We start from the raw sequence: 15190 nt of genomic DNA, 5'->3' as shown, positions 1-15190 counted from the left end.
CGGACGGGCGCCCCGCACCGCGTGCCCGACCAGCCGCTCCAGCGCAGCAGCGGCCGCCGCCGTCCACACCCGCCGCATCAGGAGCCGCAACCGCCATGGCAAACCCGGCACACCCCGCCTACCCCGTAGGACTCCGTCTGGCAGGGCGCCGCGTCGTCGTCATCGGCGGCGGGCAGGTCGCCCAGCGCCGGCTGCCCGCGCTCGTCGCGGCCGGTGCCGACGTGCTGCTGATCTCCCCCTCCGCGACCCCCTCCGTGGACGTGATGGCGGAGACCGGCGAGATCCGCTGGGAGCGCCGCCGCTACCAGGACGGCGACCTCGACGGGGCCTGGTACGCGCTGATCGCGACCCGGGACCGGGCCGCCAACGACGCCGCCTCCGCCGAGGCCGAGAGCCGCCGCGTCTGGTGCGTGCGCGCCGACGACGCCGACGCCGCCACCGCCTGGACCCCGGCCACCGGCCGGGTGGAGGGCGTCACCGTGGCGGTGCTCAGCGGCAACGACCCCCGCCGCTCCGCCGCCGTGCGCGACGCGGTCGTCGAGGGGCTGCGCGACGGCTCCCTCACCGCCGCCCGTCCCCGCGTCCCCGGTGTCGCCCTCGTCGGCGGCGGGCCCGGCGACCCGGACCTGATCACCGTGCGCGGCCGCCGCCTGCTCGCCGAGGCCGACGTGGTCATCGCCGACCGGCTCGGCCCCCGCGACCTGCTCGACGAGCTCCCGCCGCACGTCGAGGTGATCGACGCCGCGAAGATCCCGTACGGCCGTTTCATGGCCCAGGAGGCCATCAACAACGCCCTGATCGAGCACGCCAAGGCCGGCAAGGCCGTGGTCCGGCTCAAGGGTGGGGACCCGTACGTCTTCGGCCGCGGCATGGAGGAGCTGCAGGCCCTCGCCGCGGAGGGGATCGCGTGCACCGTCGTGCCCGGCATCTCCAGCTCCATCTCGGTGCCGAGCGCCGCCGGCATCCCCGTCACCCACCGCGGGGTGGCGCACGAGTTCACCGTGGTCAGTGGTCACGTCGGACCGGACGACCCGCGTTCCCTCGTCGACTGGGCGGCCCTCGCCAAGCTCACCGGCACGATCGTCATCCTCATGGGCGTCGACAAGATCGGCCTGATCGCCGAGGCCCTGGTCCGCCACGGCCGCTCCGCCGACACGCCCGTCGCGGTCGTCCAGGAAGGCACCACCGCCACCCAGCGCCGGGTGGACGCCACCCTCGCGACCGTCGGCGAGACGGTCAAGGCGCAGGAGGTCCGGCCGCCCGCCGTCATCGTGATCGGCGACGTCGTCCGCGTCAACGCACCCCTCGCCGGCGCCTGACAGGCCGTTGGCACCGCACCCAGGACAAGGCAGTATCACCCTGTGGCTGATCTCATCACCATCGAAGACCCCGACGACCCGCGCCTGCGCGATTACACGGGCCTGACCGACGTCGAGCTCCGGCGCCGCCGCGAGCCCGCCGAGGGCCTGTTCATCGCCGAGGGCGAGAAGGTCATCCGGAGGGCCAAGGACGCCGGGTACGAGATGCGCTCGATGCTGCTCTCGGCGAAGTGGGTCGACGTCATGCGCGACGTCATCGACGAGCTCCCCGCCCCGGTCTACGCCGTCAGCCCGGACCTCGCCGAGCGGGTCACCGGCTACCACGTGCACCGCGGGGCCCTCGCCTCGATGCAGCGCAAGCCGCTGCCCACGGCGCAGGAGCTGCTGGCCTCGGCCCGCCGGGTCGCCGTCATGGAGGCGGTCAACGACCACACCAACATCGGGGCCATCTTCCGCAGCGCCGCCGCCCTCGGCATGGACGCGGTGCTGCTGTCGCCCGACTGCGCGGACCCGCTGTACCGCCGCTCGGTGAAGGTGTCGATGGGCGCGGTGTTCTCCGTCCCCTACGCCCGCCTGGAGGCCTGGCCCAAGAGCCTGGACACGGTACGGGAGGCGGGCTTCAAGCTCCTCGCCCTCACCCCGCACGAGAAGGCCTCGCCGATCGACGTGGCCGCCCCGCAGACCCTGGACCGGGTCGCGCTGATGCTGGGCGCGGAAGGCGACGGGCTGTCCACGCAGGCACTGGTCGCCGCCGACGAGTGGGTGCGCATCCCCATGGCGCACGGCGTGGACTCGCTGAACGTGGGCGCCGCCGCGGCCGTCGCCTTCTACGCGGTGGCCGGCAGCGGCCGCGCGTAGTCACCGGAACGGACCGAAGGGGGTGCCCCGCCGACGAGGCGGGGCACCCCCTTCGGGGTTCCTGCACGGAGTCCCGGCTCAGAGCTTCTGGGCGAGGGCGATGCCCAGCGCCACGATCAGGGTGACCACGACGAACACGATCAGCCGCTGCCGCAGCAGCTTCGGGTCCGGCCGCGACGGGCGGCGCCCGGTGCCGGTCGTACGCGGGCCGGGGCGGCCCCCCGTACGCCCGGCGGTGGATCCGGGGTTGCGGGACGACGAGGGCCGCGACTGGGGCCCGCTGTGGGGCCCCTGCGGCCTGGCGACGGGGGTCGCGCCCCCGGTACGCCGCTCCGTGCTGCGGTCCGCCTGGCCCGGCCCCCGCCCGTCCGGCCGCGCCGCGGGCCGCTCGACCCGGGCCCGCTGAGCCGGCGGGCGCCCGTCGCCCAGCCCCTGCGCCTCGCGGGCGGCGATCTCCTTCAGCCGCATCGACAGCTGGAGCGTGGTCGGCCGTTCCTCGGGGTCCTTGGCCAGGCAGGCCCGCACCAGCGGCGCGAGCGCGTCCGGTACGCCGACCAGGTGCGGTTCCTCGTGCACCACGCGGTACAGCATCACCTCGGAACTCCCGTGCCCGAAGGGCGAGTCGGCGGTGGCCGCGTAGGCGAGGGTGGCGCCGAGCGCGAACACGTCCGTGGCCGGGGTGACGGCGGCGCCGCGCACCTGCTCGGGCGCGAGGAAGCCGGGGGAGCCGACGGCGGTGCCCACGTGGGTGAGGGTGCTGGCCCCGGTGGCCCAGGCGATGCCGAAGTCGATGATCCGGGGGCCCTTGGGGGAGAGCAGGATGTTCGAGGGCTTCAGGTCCCGGTGGACCACCCCCGCCTCGTGCACGGCGACCAGGCCCTCGGAGAGCGCGGCACCGATCGCGGCGATCTGCGCTGCCGCCAGGGGCCCTTCCTCGGCGACCTTGTCGTGCAGCGAGGGGCCGGGCACGTACTGGGTGGCGAACCAGGGGCGCTCCGCGTCCAGATCGGCGGCCACCAGCCGCGCCGTGCAGCCGCCGCGGATCCGCCGGGCGGCGGACACCTCGCGGGCGAACCGGGAGCGGAACTCCTGGTCCTCGGCCAGGTCGGGCCGGATCACCTTGAGGGCCACGCGCTGGCCGCGCCGGTCCGACCCCAGGTAGACCACGCCCATGCCGCCGGCACCGAGCCGCCGGTGCAGTCTGAACGAGCCGACGACACGCGGGTCCTCGCGCCGGAGCCGCATCATCGCCATGTCCACCCCGCTGACGGTCGTCCTGCTGACCTGGCACAGCTTACGGACCATCCGGCACGAGCGCTCAGAGGCCGCGCCCTCCCGAAGGGATTCGATTGTCAGTGCGGGCAGGCCACTTGAGGGTGTGACAGCTCCCGGCCCCGCCCGACGCCCGACGTCGGCGCTCCGTCCCAAACGGCCCTCGGGCCAAGGGGATTGGCGTCCCCGTCGGTCCCGCGACCGGCCCTGTCTCCGAGGGGTCGGCCCGGTCCGGCGGGCGGGGCCGTCAACACCCCGTAAGAAGACACGTGTGTGCGGGGAGTGACGGAAGTGAGCGAAGTCACTACCCTCCGATAATCCCCTCCGGGAGGACCCCCACTACGGGGGAGGGATCTCCACCCAGGGGAGTACGCGGGAGCCGGCCTCGTCATCCTCCTGGAGGCCCGGCAATGGGTACGAGGGCATGAGGCCAGGAGCCTTCAGGCCGCCTAGTGTTGAAGACAAGCGGCGGGTGGCGCACTCGTCCCCCGAGGTCACGAGCCCGCCGCTGCCAGACGACAGGGAGAGGACCATGGCGGACATCGCACGGCAGGGACGCAAGGCATTCGCGTTCAACGGCCATGAGTCCGGTACGCGCCACCCGCTGGTGGCCGCGGCCATGGTCCTCCCCCTGGCCGCCCTCCTGCTCTTCCTCTTCGGAGGCTTCGAGCAGGTGGCGGCGCAGGCGTCGTCCGTGGGCGTGATGCTGGGGCGCTGAGCGGCGCCCCGGGCCCGGAAGAGCGGTCCGGGCCGGGCCATCGGCCTGTCGCACCCCGTGGGGACGGGGGCGCGACGGACGGCAGGTGAAGGGTGCTGCCCGTACGACTGGGGAGTCGGACGGGCAGCACCCTTTTTCGCGTTCCCCGGCGCCGACGGAAGCGCTGCAACGCGGAAGCCCCGGCCGTCGTGACGGCCGGGGCTTCCGGTGCGGTGCGCGATACTGGGATTGAACCAGTGACCTCTTCCGTGTCAGGGAAGCGCTCTCCCGCTGAGCTAATCGCGCGGGTTGCGGTAAAGAACCGCAGGTCAAACGAGGTGTTGCAGGTGTTGCGTGCGCGATACTGGGATTGAACCAGTGACCTCTTCCGTGTCAGGGAAGCGCTCTCCCGCTGAGCTAATCGCGCGGGGGATCCTTGCGGATCAGGTCCTTGCGGACCAGTGGACGATACTGGGATTGAACCAGTGACCTCTTCCGTGTCAGGGAAGCGCTCTCCCGCTGAGCTAATCGTCCTTGGAGGTGGAGACGGGATTTGAACCCGTGTAGACGGCTTTGCAGGCCGTTGCCTCGCCTCTCGGCCACTCCACCTCGGAGTGCGCAGGGGTTCTCGGGAAGATCCCCCACTCAGAGCGGACGACGAGACTCGAACTCGCGACATCCACCTTGGCAAGGTGGTGCTCTACCAACTGAGCTACGTCCGCAGTGTCACCGTGTTCGCTCCGGGGTTTTTCCCGGCGCTCCCTGGCGACGTGTTGAACTCTAGCGGATTCCCGGGCCAGCTCAAAAACGCGTTTCCGCAGCGTGCTGCCACCCGATCACCGGAGGTCACCCGTCGGTCACCTCACCGGCGCCGTCGCGCCACCGGTCATAGACTCGCAGCCGTGCACGACCTGCCTCCCCTGGCCCGCTTCGGCGGCCTTCTCGCGACCGACCTCCGAGACGTCACCAGCGACCCCTCGGCCCTCGACTCCACCGGGTTCTGGGCGGTGACCGCAGACTTCGAAGGCCGGCTGGTCTGCGCGCGCTTCGGCGACATACGCGCCGACCCCGTACCCGCGCCCGTGCCCGGGGCCTGGCGCGGACCGGCCGCCGACCGGTGGTCCTCCTCGCTCGACCGCTCCGCGTACGTCGCGGGCGTCCGGCGGATCCGCGAGTACATCGCGGCGGGGGAGGTCTACCAGGCCAATCTCTGCCGTGTGATGTCCGCGCCCCTGCCGGACCCGGCCGCCGCCGACGTGGACGCCCTGACCTCGCTCCTCGCGCGCGGCAACCCGGCTCCCTATGCAGGAACGATTCGGCTCAGGGCCCACGGCGTCGAGATCGCCACCGCCTCCCCCGAGCTCTACCTGAGCCGCGACGGCCGCCACATCGAGTCCGGCCCCATCAAGGGAACCGGCCGCACCGCCGCCGACCTGCTGCCCAAGGACCACGCCGAGAACGTGATGATCGTGGACCTCGTGCGCAACGACCTCGGCCGCGTCTGCTCCACCGGCTCCGTCGCCGTCCCCGAGCTGTGCGCCCTGGAGGAGCACCCCGGCCTGGTCCACCTGGTCTCCACCGTCAGCGGCGAGCTCGCCGAGGACGCCGGCTGGCCCGAGCTGCTCACCGCCACCTTCCCGCCAGGCTCGGTCACCGGCGCCCCCAAGTCCTCCGCCCTGCGGATCATCGAAGAGCTGGAGACCGCCCCCCGCGGCCCCTACTGTGGGGGCATCGGCTGGGTCGATGCCGACCGGGGCACCGCCGCGCTCGCCGTGGGCATCCGCACCTTCTGGATCGACCGCGAGGCACCCGGCGGCCCCCGCCTGAGCTTCGGCACCGGCGCCGGGATCACCTGGGGCTCCGACCCCGAACGGGAATGGGCCGAGACCGAGCTGAAGGCCGCCCGGCTGGTCGCACTGGCCTCCGGCGGGCCCCTGCCCGGCGTACACGAGACGCACGACCTGAGTGGAGGAACCGTACGGTGAGGATCTGGCTCGACGGCACGCTGCGCGACGCCGATGACGCGAGGGTGTCCGTACTGGACCACGGGCTGACCGTGGGCGACGGGGTCTTCGAGACGCTCAAGGCCCAGGACGGCACCCTCTTCGCCCTCACCCGCCACCTGGAGCGGCTGACCCGCTCCGCGCGCGGCCTGGGCCTGCCGGACCCCGACCTCGACGAGGTGCGCCGCGCCTGCGCCGCCGTACTGGAGGCCAACCCCGTCCCGCTCGGCCGGCTCCGGATCACCTACACGGGCGGACTCTCCCCGCTCGGCTCCGACCGCGGCGAGACCGGACCCACCCTGGTCGTCGCCGTCGGCGAGACCGCCCGCCGCCCCGACACCACCGCCGTGATCACCGTCCCGTGGGTCCGCAACGAGCGCTCCGCGCTGACCGGCCTCAAGACCACCTCCTACGCCGAGAACGTGGTCGCCCTCGCCCGGGCCAACAGCGCGGGAGCCTCCGAGGCACTCTTCGCCAACACCGTCGGACAGCTCTGCGAGGGCACCGGCTCCAACGTCTTCGTCGTCCTCGACGGCGAGCTCCACACCCCGCCCGTCGCCTCGGGCTGCCTCGCGGGCATCACCCGCGCGCTGGCCGTCGAATGGACCGGCGCGAAGGAGACCGACCTGCCCCTCGACGTCCTGGAGCGCGCCGAGGAGGTCTTCCTGACCTCCACCCTGCGCGACGTACAGGCCGTGCACCGCGTCGACGGGCGCGTCCTGACCGGCGCTCCCGGCCCCGTCACGGCCAAGGCCATGCGCGTCTTCGACGAGCGCGCCGCGTCCGACATCGACCCCTGAGCGTCCCACGCCCCGTGGTCACGGCGGCGCGGGGCGGGTAGAACTCGACGATGACCACCACCCTGCGGCCGAGCGGGCCGCTTCAGAAGAGCGACTCCGGCGCGCGCTCGCGCCCGTACGAGGTCCGCGTCAACAGCAGGCGCGTCGGGGCGCTGCTGATCGCCGCCGACACGCCCTTCGGGCCGACGGTGGGGGAGATCCGGGACCTGGCCATCGACGAGCCGGACCGCCGCCGCGGCCGCGCCACCGTCGCGGCGCTCGCCGCCGAGGAGGTGCTGCGCGGCTGGGGGTGCCGCCGGGTGGGGATCCGCGTCCCGGCAGGCTCCGCGGGCGGGCTGCGGCTCGCCGCGGCCCTCGGGTACGCCGAGTACAGCCGGAACATGGCCAAGGAGCTCCCCGCCGCCCCGCCCGCCCTCTCCGAGGGGGTCCTGGGCCGGCCCATGGCGCCGGACGAGTACGAGGCCTGGGACGCACGGGCCCGCGCCGACTACGCGGCGAGCTGGGTCGCGCGGGGGATGCCCCAGGAGGCCGCCCGGGCCAAATCGCAGGCCGACCACGACGCGCAGCTCCCCCGGGGACTCGCCACCCCGGGGGTCACCTTCGCCGTCCTGGAGGCGGCCGGCACCCCCGTCGGCCACGTGTGGGTGGCGGCCGCCGGAGAGGGCGCGTACGTCTACGACGTCGCCGTCGCCGAGGAGCACCGCGGCCACGGATACGGCCGCGACCTGATGCTGCTCGCGGAGCGCACGGCCATCGCCGCCGGCCACCGGACGCTGGCGCTCCACGTGTTCACCGCCAACACCCCGGCCCTGCGCCTGTACGAGTCCCTCGGCTACCGGCCGACCCACCTCAACTACGCCAAGGAGCTGATCTAGGCCGGCGGCCGCTCGGCGCGGCGGCCCTGCTAGAACGGTGACCGATGGGTATCGAAGAGCGTGAGCGCAAGGTGTACCGGCCGCTGCGGCGGGCCGGTCTGGAGGTGGTCCCGGACGCCGTGCCGGACGGTGTGATGCCGTTCGTCGCCTCGTACGGGGCCGAGGACGTCGCCGGGGCCTTCTCCCTCCCGTACGACACCCCGCGGCTCGTGGAGCGGCTCAACGAGGAGTGGTACGGGCTCGCCGCCTCCACGGGCCTCTTCGACCACCGGCGCGAGTTCCTCGTCATGCTCCCGCAGGGCACCCGGACGCACAGCGCCTCCCTGCGGTACGCGCACGAGAGCTCCCGTGTGGCGCCGCCCGCGCTCTGGACGCGGGTGCGGCTGCTGGAGAGCTGGGACGTCATGGGCCGGGGCGCGGGGTCGGCGTTCCTCGGCGTGCACGCGGGCCACCCGGGCTTCGGCATGATGGCGCTCGACAGCAGCGTGTACATCATCTGCTCGACGGGCGAGAGGGGCGTCGACGTGGTCGCGGTGGCCCACCCGTACCGCTCGGCGGAGGTCCTGCGGCACCTGGAGTGGATCGCGGGCTGGGACCACCCCTACGGCAACCCCGAGTTCAGGCGGCGGATCGCCGCCTGGCTCGCGGGCCGTGCGCCCGCCACGGCGGAAGCGGGCGCGCCCGCCGTGGCGCGGGACGGGTCCTAGGCAGTCCCTTCCGCGAGCAGCCGGTCCGCGATCTCCTCGATGCGGGCGCGCAGGCCCTCCTGGCTCTTGCCGCCGTCCAGGCGCTCGCCGCCGATCACGTACGTCGGGGTGCCGGTCACACCGATGGCCTTGCCCTCGGCCTGGTCGGCGTCGACGATCAGGATGTGCCGGCCGTCGATCAGCGCGGTGTCGAACTCCTCCGCGTCCAGGCCGAGTTCACGCGCCACGTCCAGCAGTACGGCCTCGCCCCGCTCGCCCAGTTCGGCGGTGCGGGCGAGCACGGCCTCCGCGTACGGCCAGCCCTGGCCCTGTTCCGCGGCCTCCTCGGCGGCCTGCGCGGCGGCGAAGGCGTGCTTGTGCTTCTCCAGCGGGAAGTGCCGCAGCCGGACGTCCAGCCGGTCGCCGTAGCGGGCCCGCAGGGCGCGCACGTCGTCCAGGGCGCTGTGGCAGTCCGGGCACTGGAGTTCGCACCAGACTTCGAGGATCACGGAATCGGTCATGTGGACAGTCTCCCAGACCCCCTGAGGAGGAGATCCGACCCCGAGATGTCCCGGAGATCCGCCTGCGCGGGCCCGTGGACATGGCCTCCGCGGCGGGGGCCGGTGCAGGATGGAAGGGACAGATCACCCACCGCCGACCGCCGGAGGACCGCATGCTCGCCGAGACCATTTGTTCCGCGGTGTCCGCGGCGGGCCTGGGCATCGCCGCGCTGACCGCGTACCGCAAGCGCTTCCTCGCCGCGGCGCGGATCGCGGCGTACTCGCTGGTGCCGGTGGGCCTGGTGCTGACCGGCGTGGTGCAGTGGGTCTCCGGGATGGTCTTCAAGCCGACCGTCTGGATCGGCTTCGGCCTGCTGGGGCTGGCCTGGGTGCTGTTCATGACCACCCGGGCCGTGGAGCGCCGGGGCCTGGGAAGGGCCCCCAAGGCCCCGAAGGCGGCCAAGGGCGCCCCCGGCCGGGAGGCCGTCGCCCCGGGCGCCTCGGTCCCCTCCCTGGGCACGGGAGGCCGCCAGGGCGCCGGGCCGGCCCCCGCGGCGGCCCCGGCGGACGACTTCTCCGACATCGAGGCGATCCTCAAGAAGCACGGGATCTGACCCCCTACGCGAGGCCCACGGTGAACGCCGCGCGGTAGCCGGTGCCGTCCGGGGCGGGGCTCAGGGTCATCTTCCCGCCGGCGGCCCGGTAGCGGTCGTCGTGGCCGTTCGGGTCGCGGGGGGCCTTGCGGCGCGCGTACGGCTGCCGCCCGTAGACCTCCTTCAGGAAGGCGTCCGGCAGGAAGAACTGGGAGGTGGTCTCGGAGCGCTCGTCGGGGCGGACCTTGAAGTGGATGTGCGGCGCCAGCCCCGCGTACCAGCCCGGCACGATCGTCCCGAAGACGCAGCGGCCGGAGGCATCGGTGACCTGGACCCCGCGCAGCCAGGTCTGCCCGCCCTCCGAGTACACGCCCGACGCGTCGGCCTGCCAGATGTCGACGGCGGCGCCCGCGAGCGGCCGGCAGCCGTCCTCCACGCGCACCACCGTCAGCTCCAGCCGCAGCGGTACGCCCTCGCGCCCCTCGGTGACGTCCGAGCGGGTCCGGCCCCGGCCGACGTAGTTCGGGCCCGCGCCCGACGTCACCGCCAGCACGCAGCCGGGTGTGGCGCCGCCCGACGGCGCCGGCGCGGCCCTGCCGGGAGTGGCCGGGCGGGCGCAGGCCGCCGTCAGCGCGGCGATCCCGGCGGATCCGGCGGTCAGCAGGAGGGCCCGCCGGCTGGTCGGGAAGGTGTCCTCGTCGGTCATGCGGAGCCTCTCGCGCGTGCGCCCGGGGCCGTCGCGTGCGGACGGCCGCCCACCGCGCCCACCGTCCCGCACACCGGCGGCCGGGCCCGCGACCGACACACGGCCGACCGGGTCCTCGTAGCGGATGCGGGGCCCGGTGCGGGGGAGAAACGGCGGGGAACCACCTGATCTGACGAGAGACGGCGAACTGCCGGGGCGATCATGGCGTGTTGAGGGCGGGACCGGGGCGCGCTGCGCGATCATCGCCCCGACATGCTCGACACATCGCAGGGTGAGCCGCCGGCTCCCGCCCCCGAGGCCCCCATCGCCCGGGCCGCCGCCACTCTGGCTCCCGAGGCCCCCCAGGCCGCGACCGTCGCCACGGCCTCCGCCGCTTCGGAGGCGCGCGGATGTCTCTTCGCGCTCTCCCAGCCGCCGCTGATGATCTTCCTAGCGGTGGTCGGGACCCTGCTGCTGCTCGCCGCCCTGCACGACCTCTACCTGCTCTGAGACCTCGGGCCGACCGTCCGCCTCCTTGCGGCGGGCCCGGTACGCGGCCACGTGCAGCCGGTTCCCGCAGGTCCGGCTGTCGCAGTAGCGGCGAGAGCGGTTCCGGGACAGGTCCACGAAGGCCCGCCGGCAGTCCGGGGCCTCGCAGCGGCGCAGCCGTTCCTGCTCGCCGGAGACCACGATGAAGGCCAGCGCCATGCCGCCGTCCGCCGCCAGGTGGTCGCCCACCGAGGCGCCCGGCGCGAAGTAGTGCACGTGCCAGTCGTAGCCGTCGTGGTCGGTCAGCTGCGGGGTGGTGCCGGCCGTGGCCACGAGCTCGTTGATCAGTGCGGCCGCCGCACGGGAGTTCGGTGCCGCGAAGACCTGGGCGAACTTGCCCCGGACCGTCCGCACCCCGGCGAGGTCGCGGGCGCTCAGCTCGCCGACGTCGCTGATCGCGTGCTCCTCGACGAAGCCGCGCAGCGCCCCGATGTCGGACAGCCCGTCGGGGTGCTCCGGCTCGGCCGCGGTGTTCACCAGCGCGACGACGACGTCGAGCGCGCGACGGGTGTCGTGGGGGATCTGCACGGGGTCGCTCCCTGGGTGCCGGGCCTTGCGGCGGCGGGCCGCTGCCGCCCGCTGGGGGCCGACAATAGCGCTTACCGCGGGAAAGGTACCCGAGCACACCGGCGCCGCCCCCGCGGATGGCTTCCGCGGAGACAGCGCCGGCACTGCCGTATGTGGTTGTCCGTCCCGCACCGTCGCCCCGAGTCGGACGGTGCTGGGCTGGGGGCCTGGCTCAGCTTTCGGCCAGGATGTGGGACAGCTCCTTGTCGAGGTCGAAGTGCCGGTGTTCGGTCCCGGGTGGGACCGCGGCGTCCGTCCGCTTGAGGAACGACTCGAGGGCTCGGGCGGGTGCCTCGAGCAGCGCTTCTCCCTCCGGTGAGCTCAGGGCGATGCAGACGACGCCCTGACCGTGGCTGCGGGACGGCCAGACGCGGACGTCGCCGGTACCGGTGGGCCGGTGGAGGCCCTCCGCGAGGAGGTCGCGGGCGAACACCCATTCGACCGTTTCCTCTGCGCCGGTGTGGAAGGTGGCGTGCACGGCGTAGGGGTCGGCCGTGTCATACCGCAGGCCCGCGGGAACAGGCAGTGAGGACTCGCTCGACACAACGAGGCGCAGGTGCAGCTCGCAGCTGACCGTGGTGTTCATAAGCGCCAGGGCCTTTCGCTCAGTGTGCGCTCGGGGATTCGCACGTCGGCGAAATCGACATGCCACCTACGGTGCCGTTGTAAACCCCTCTGACCGTTTTGCGGACCTCTGGGTCCCTCGGACGGCGGATCCAAACCGGCATTCACGTGTGCTTCCGGCTCCGGTAGATTCGAGCCATGAATACGGGGAGTGACCGCGGAACCAACGAGTCCGCCAACACCGAGCCGGCCGCCGAAGAGGCGCCGCACGAGTCGAAGGCGCCCGCCTTCATCAAGGCCAACCGCAGCCTGCACCTGAGCTGGCAGGTCGGCGTCTTCATCGTCGGCCTCGCCGTCATCGGCGCGGGCGTCGCCATGCTCGTCCTGCCCGGCCCCGGCTGGGTCGCGATCTTCGCGGGCCTCGCGATCTGGGCCACCGAGTTCGCCTGGGCCTCCCTCGTCCTGCGCTGGACCAAGCGCAAGGTCACCGAGGCCGCGCAGAAGGCGCTCGACCCGAAGGTCCGGCGCCGCAACATCATCCTCACCAGCGTCGGCCTCGCCATCGCGGCGGCGCTGATCGGGTTCTACCTGTGGAAGTACGGCCTCACCATGCCGTGGAACATCAAGGACCAGTGAGCCGGTCCGCCGCCCGCCCGAGGGTGGTCACGGAGCACCGCTGACATGCGGTAATGTTTGCGGTGCGTCCGGGCGATTAGCTCAGTGGGAGAGCACTTCGTTCACACCGAAGGGGTCACTGGTTCGAACCCAGTATCGCCCACCCGGAGCAGAGGCCCGGAGACTCGGAAGAGTCTCCGGGCCTCTGTCGTACCCGTCCCCGGAGCCGCCTCCGCGGCCGGCCCTCAGCGCAGCCGCCCGATCGCCTCCCGCAGGCGGCGCGCGTCACGCAGCCGCTTCTCGTACGTCGCGCCCACCACCAGCAGCAGCAGGCCCGCCAGCGCCGGAGGAAGCCAGCGCGGCAGCACGCCCACCACCTGCACCACGTACGGGGCCAGCTCGTGCAGGGCCACCGCCGCCAGCACCGCACCGCCCAGCAGCAGCGGCGCCTGGAGCCGGCGGTGCGCCCCCGCCAGGGTCAGGGCCAGCGCCGCCGTCCCCAGCAGCAGCGGCCGCTGCCAGTACGCGTCGCCCCAGGCGGCCACCAGGCTCGGCAGCAGGGTCGCCGCCAGGCCCGGCCCGTACGCGGACCAGGACGAGGCCCCCGGATCCCGGCGGCGGCGCAGCAGCCCCACCGCGAGCAACGGCACCGACACCGGCAGCGTGTACGCCTCGGGCACCGCCACCCCCCACGCCGCCAGCCGTACCCAGGCGGCCGCCACGAACAGCGCCCCCGCCGCCCAGCCCGGCGCACGCCGCTCCGCCCGCAGCGCCGCCCCCGCGCAGACCGCCCCGGCCAGCCCGAGCACCAGCGCCAGCACCGGCGTGTCACCCGCCGCGAGCGCCACCGCCACCACCCCCGCCCCGGCCGCCGACGCCTCCGCCGCGACCCGCACCGGGCCCAGCCGGGGAGCCAGCGCCACCACCAGCGCCGGGACGGCCAGCACCGCCACCGCCCGCCAGGACCAGGGCAGCCCCGCCACCGCGCCCAGCGCCACCGCCAGGGCGGCCGCGTACCCGACGGCGCCCACCGCGCAGCCCGCCCGCACCGGCACCGCGGCGGCCCTGTGGGCGGCCCCCAGGGCGCAGCAGGCGCCCAGCAGCCCGAACACCGCGAAGGTCGCCGCCCGGCCGTCCAGGGCGGCCAGGGACGCGCTGAGGGCCCCGACGGCCGCGCACCCCCCGGCTGCGAACGCCACCGCGCGCACCGGAGCCCGCAACGCCGCCACCCCGGCCGCCGCCACCACCCCGAGCTGCGCGGCGAACACCGCCCAGGCCGGCAGGCCCGGCCGCATCGGCGCCGCGAACACCGCCGCCCAGCCGCACACCACCGCCGCCGCCCCCGCCGCCGGCCGCGGCAGCACCCCGCCCGGCAGCCACAGCGCGCCCGCCGCGAGCAGCAGCGCCACCGCGAGCCCCGCACCCGGCCCTCCCTGCTGCGGGGCCGTCGCCGCCCACACCTCGCGCAGCACCGCGGCCCGGGCCACGAGCGCCACCGCCACCGCCGACAGCCCCGCCAGCGCCCCGAGGGCCGCCACCGCCGCCCCGGCCCGCAGCAGCCCGCGCCGCACCGCCCCCGGGACCGCGTCCGCGCCCGCCCGCACCGCCACCGCCGACAGCGCGAGCGCCGCCGCCACCCGCGCCGCGACCGCCCACCACACGGAGCCCGCCCCGGCCGGGACCAGCGCCCCGGCCGCCGACACCGCCGCCAGGCCCCCGACCAGGGCGGCCGCCGAAGCCCGCGGCTCGCGCCAGGCCACCGCCACGCCCAGCAGGCCCCCCGCCGCCAGCAGCAGCGCCGGCCCGGCCGCACCCGGCTCCGCGAGGGACCGCGCCAGCCCCACCGCCAGCGCCGTCCCGCCCAGCACCCCCGAGCACACCCACGCGGGCACCCGTACCGCCCGGCGCGCCACCGCCGCCGCCAGAGCCGCGTCCAGTGCCGCCGTCGCCAGCAGCGCCGCGCCGGCCCCCAGCGGGCCCGCCCCCGCGGCGGCCGCCGCCAGCGGCAACGGCAGCTGCGCGGCCCCCACCGCGGCGAGCAGCGGCAGCCGCAGCCGGCCCAGGGCCGCCCCGTACCCGGCCCAGACCCCCGCCAGCACCGCCGACGCCCACGCCGCGTACGCGACCCCGTCGGCACCGGACAGCCCGGTCGCGCGCACCGCGTACGCGTCCAGCACCGTCAGCAGCAGCCCCACCCCCGCGACCGCCTCGGCCGTCGACCGCAGCCCGCGCCGGAGCAGCGCGGCGGGCGCGGCGAGCGCGGCCGCCGTCAGCAGCGCCAGCACCGCCGAGCGCCCCCCGATCCCCAGGGAGCCCCAGCTGACCAGGGTGAACGCCAGCGCGGCCACCGCCAGCAGCACCGCGCCCAGCGTCAGCAGCACGTTCTGGGCGCTCGGCTTCGACGCCGGGGCGACGGGCGCGGCCGGCCCGAACCGCGTGCCCGGCCCGAACTGCGCCGCCGGCGCCGGCTGCGCCGCCAGGAGGCGCAGCAGCCAGTCCCGCCGGGCCAGCAAGTAGCCGCGCCGGGCCTCCAGTTGGGCCAGCTCGCCGTCGATGAGCGCCAGCTCGTGGGCCGGCGGCAGGGGGGAGTCCATGGTCGGAGTGTGG

General features: G+C 74.8%; 16 protein-coding genes and 6 tRNA genes. 11 read left to right on the top strand and 11 right to left on the bottom strand.

Annotation, left to right across the window (positions count from 1 at the left end; genetic code table 11):
* Window positions 1-95 precede the first annotated feature (95 nt).
* Window positions 96-1319, top strand: a complete 1224-nt coding sequence (cobA, locus tag ACZ7IF_RS13705) for a uroporphyrinogen-III C-methyltransferase (protein WP_405981554.1) — start codon at window positions 96-98, stop codon at window positions 1317-1319.
* A gap of 42 nt (window positions 1320-1361) precedes the next feature.
* Window positions 1362-2177: a TrmH family RNA methyltransferase gene (locus ACZ7IF_RS13700; protein ID WP_007263096.1), complete on the top strand. Its 816-nt coding sequence runs from the start codon at window positions 1362-1364 to the stop codon at window positions 2175-2177.
* A 78-nt stretch (window positions 2178-2255) separates the two neighbouring features.
* Here the strand turns inward: ACZ7IF_RS13700 and ACZ7IF_RS13695 are convergent, their stop codons facing one another.
* Window positions 2256-3431 (bottom strand): serine/threonine-protein kinase, encoded by a 1176-nt coding sequence (locus ACZ7IF_RS13695; protein WP_470969314.1) that lies wholly within the window; start codon window positions 3429-3431, stop codon window positions 2256-2258.
* Between the two features lie 526 nt (window positions 3432-3957).
* On the opposite strand from ACZ7IF_RS13695, the gene ACZ7IF_RS13690 reads away from it, so the two are divergent.
* Complete coding sequence (locus ACZ7IF_RS13690) at window positions 3958-4167, top strand: hypothetical protein (RefSeq protein ID WP_386382226.1); 210 nt, start codon at window positions 3958-3960, stop codon at window positions 4165-4167.
* A 213-nt stretch (window positions 4168-4380) separates the two neighbouring features.
* Here the strand turns inward: ACZ7IF_RS13690 and ACZ7IF_RS13685 are convergent.
* The 5 genes from ACZ7IF_RS13685 to ACZ7IF_RS13665 all read right to left on the bottom strand — a co-directional run bounded on the left by ACZ7IF_RS13685 (window position 4381) and on the right by ACZ7IF_RS13665 (window position 4868).
* Window positions 4381-4452: transfer RNA gene (locus ACZ7IF_RS13685), tRNA-Val, on the bottom strand.
* A gap of 49 nt (window positions 4453-4501) precedes the next feature.
* Window positions 4502-4573: transfer RNA gene (locus tag ACZ7IF_RS13680), tRNA-Val, on the bottom strand.
* A 35-nt stretch (window positions 4574-4608) separates the two neighbouring features.
* Window positions 4609-4680 (bottom strand) — tRNA-Val (locus tag ACZ7IF_RS13675).
* 1 nt (window position 4681) lies between these two features.
* Window positions 4682-4755, bottom strand: a tRNA-Cys gene (locus ACZ7IF_RS13670).
* 40 nt (window positions 4756-4795) lie between these two features.
* A tRNA-Gly gene (locus tag ACZ7IF_RS13665) sits at window positions 4796-4868 on the bottom strand.
* Between the two features lie 180 nt (window positions 4869-5048).
* Between ACZ7IF_RS13665 and ACZ7IF_RS13660 the strand changes: the two genes are divergently transcribed.
* Genes ACZ7IF_RS13660 through ACZ7IF_RS13645 form a run of 4 tightly spaced genes read left to right on the top strand, consistent with a single transcriptional unit; the run spans window position 5049 to window position 8531 of the window.
* Window positions 5049-6131: a chorismate-binding protein gene (locus tag ACZ7IF_RS13660; protein ID WP_470968859.1), complete on the top strand. Its 1083-nt coding sequence runs from the start codon at window positions 5049-5051 to the stop codon at window positions 6129-6131.
* Window positions 6128-6949, top strand: a complete 822-nt coding sequence (locus tag ACZ7IF_RS13655; RefSeq protein ID WP_470968856.1) for an aminotransferase class IV — start codon at window positions 6128-6130, stop codon at window positions 6947-6949. Before ACZ7IF_RS13660 ends, ACZ7IF_RS13655 begins: the two co-directional genes overlap by 4 nt.
* A gap of 50 nt (window positions 6950-6999) precedes the next feature.
* On the top strand, window positions 7000-7824 hold the full coding sequence (locus ACZ7IF_RS13650) for a GNAT family N-acetyltransferase (RefSeq protein WP_470968852.1): 825 nt from the start codon (window positions 7000-7002) through the stop codon (window positions 7822-7824).
* 44 nt (window positions 7825-7868) lie between these two features.
* Window positions 7869-8531 (top strand): hypothetical protein, encoded by a 663-nt coding sequence (locus tag ACZ7IF_RS13645; RefSeq protein WP_470968847.1) that lies wholly within the window; start codon window positions 7869-7871, stop codon window positions 8529-8531.
* On the opposite strand, the gene ACZ7IF_RS13640 is transcribed toward ACZ7IF_RS13645, so the two are convergent.
* Complete coding sequence (locus ACZ7IF_RS13640; RefSeq protein WP_470968844.1) at window positions 8528-9031, bottom strand: DsbA family protein; 504 nt, start codon at window positions 9029-9031, stop codon at window positions 8528-8530. The genes ACZ7IF_RS13645 and ACZ7IF_RS13640 overlap by 4 nt on opposite strands.
* A 152-nt stretch (window positions 9032-9183) precedes the next feature.
* Here ACZ7IF_RS13640 and ACZ7IF_RS13635 point away from each other — a divergent pair, with 152 nt between their 5' ends.
* Window positions 9184-9624 (top strand): hypothetical protein, encoded by a 441-nt coding sequence (locus tag ACZ7IF_RS13635; RefSeq protein ID WP_470968837.1) that lies wholly within the window; start codon window positions 9184-9186, stop codon window positions 9622-9624.
* Window positions 9625-9628: 4 nt separating this feature from the next.
* Here the strand turns inward: ACZ7IF_RS13635 and ACZ7IF_RS13630 are convergent, their stop codons facing one another.
* A complete protein-coding gene (locus ACZ7IF_RS13630; protein WP_470968831.1) occupies window positions 9629-10309 on the bottom strand; it encodes a dioxygenase family protein in 681 nt (226 codons plus the stop codon).
* 252 nt (window positions 10310-10561) lie between these two features.
* On the opposite strand from ACZ7IF_RS13630, the gene ACZ7IF_RS13625 reads away from it, so the two are divergent.
* Window positions 10562-10798 carry a hypothetical protein gene (locus tag ACZ7IF_RS13625; RefSeq protein ID WP_470968825.1) on the top strand — a complete coding sequence of 79 codons (237 nt, stop codon included), beginning with the start codon at window positions 10562-10564 and terminating at the stop codon, window positions 10796-10798.
* Here the strand turns inward: ACZ7IF_RS13625 and ACZ7IF_RS13620 are convergent.
* Window positions 10739-11365: a CGNR zinc finger domain-containing protein gene (locus ACZ7IF_RS13620; protein WP_470968820.1), complete on the bottom strand. Its 627-nt coding sequence runs from the start codon at window positions 11363-11365 to the stop codon at window positions 10739-10741. The two genes, ACZ7IF_RS13625 and ACZ7IF_RS13620, sit on opposite strands and share 60 nt — an antisense overlap.
* A 211-nt stretch (window positions 11366-11576) precedes the next feature.
* The gene (locus ACZ7IF_RS13615) at window positions 11577-11990 is read right to left on the bottom strand and encodes an SsgA family sporulation/cell division regulator (protein ID WP_030011909.1); all 414 of its coding nucleotides are present in this window, start codon (window positions 11988-11990) and stop codon (window positions 11577-11579) included.
* A 176-nt stretch (window positions 11991-12166) separates the two neighbouring features.
* On the opposite strand from ACZ7IF_RS13615, the gene ACZ7IF_RS13610 reads away from it, so the two are divergent.
* On the top strand, window positions 12167-12604 hold the full coding sequence (locus ACZ7IF_RS13610) for a TIGR02611 family protein (protein ID WP_470968815.1): 438 nt from the start codon (window positions 12167-12169) through the stop codon (window positions 12602-12604).
* Between the two features lie 70 nt (window positions 12605-12674).
* A tRNA-Val gene (locus ACZ7IF_RS13605) sits at window positions 12675-12746 on the top strand.
* Between the two features lie 82 nt (window positions 12747-12828).
* Here the strand turns inward: ACZ7IF_RS13605 and ACZ7IF_RS13600 are convergent.
* Window positions 12829-15177 (bottom strand): SCO7613 C-terminal domain-containing membrane protein, encoded by a 2349-nt coding sequence (locus tag ACZ7IF_RS13600; RefSeq protein ID WP_470968812.1) that lies wholly within the window; start codon window positions 15175-15177, stop codon window positions 12829-12831.
* Window positions 15178-15190: the final 13 nt, after the last annotated feature.

Source organism: Streptomyces sp. NPDC037421, from assembly GCF_055602105.1.
The sequence above is the reverse complement of the archived record's forward strand: the minus strand, read 5'-3'. Positions and strand labels throughout refer to the sequence as shown.

What these genes read in the sequence shown, in the direction of transcription:
- ACZ7IF_RS13630 (WP_470968831.1), bottom strand. Translation starts at nt 10,309, where the DNA reads ATGACCGACGAGGACACCTTCCCGACCAGCCGGCGGGCCCTCCTGCTG.
- ACZ7IF_RS13650 (WP_470968852.1), top strand. Translation starts at nt 7,000, where the DNA reads ATGACCACCACCCTGCGGCCGAGCGGGCCGCTTCAGAAGAGCGACTCC.
- cobA (WP_405981554.1), top strand. Translation starts at nt 96, where the DNA reads ATGGCAAACCCGGCACACCCCGCCTACCCCGTAGGACTCCGTCTGGCA.
- ACZ7IF_RS13615 (WP_030011909.1), bottom strand. Translation starts at nt 11,990, where the DNA reads ATGAACACCACGGTCAGCTGCGAGCTGCACCTGCGCCTCGTTGTGTCG.
- ACZ7IF_RS13695 (WP_470969314.1), bottom strand. Translation starts at nt 3,431, where the DNA reads ATGGCGATGATGCGGCTCCGGCGCGAGGACCCGCGTGTCGTCGGCTCG.
- ACZ7IF_RS13610 (WP_470968815.1), top strand. Translation starts at nt 12,167, where the DNA reads ATGAATACGGGGAGTGACCGCGGAACCAACGAGTCCGCCAACACCGAG.
- ACZ7IF_RS13625 (WP_470968825.1), top strand. Translation starts at nt 10,562, where the DNA reads ATGCTCGACACATCGCAGGGTGAGCCGCCGGCTCCCGCCCCCGAGGCC.
- ACZ7IF_RS13645 (WP_470968847.1), top strand. Translation starts at nt 7,869, where the DNA reads ATGGGTATCGAAGAGCGTGAGCGCAAGGTGTACCGGCCGCTGCGGCGG.
- ACZ7IF_RS13640 (WP_470968844.1), bottom strand. Translation starts at nt 9,031, where the DNA reads ATGACCGATTCCGTGATCCTCGAAGTCTGGTGCGAACTCCAGTGCCCG.
- ACZ7IF_RS13600 (WP_470968812.1), bottom strand. Translation starts at nt 15,177, where the DNA reads ATGGACTCCCCCCTGCCGCCGGCCCACGAGCTGGCGCTCATCGACGGC.
- ACZ7IF_RS13635 (WP_470968837.1), top strand. Translation starts at nt 9,184, where the DNA reads ATGCTCGCCGAGACCATTTGTTCCGCGGTGTCCGCGGCGGGCCTGGGC.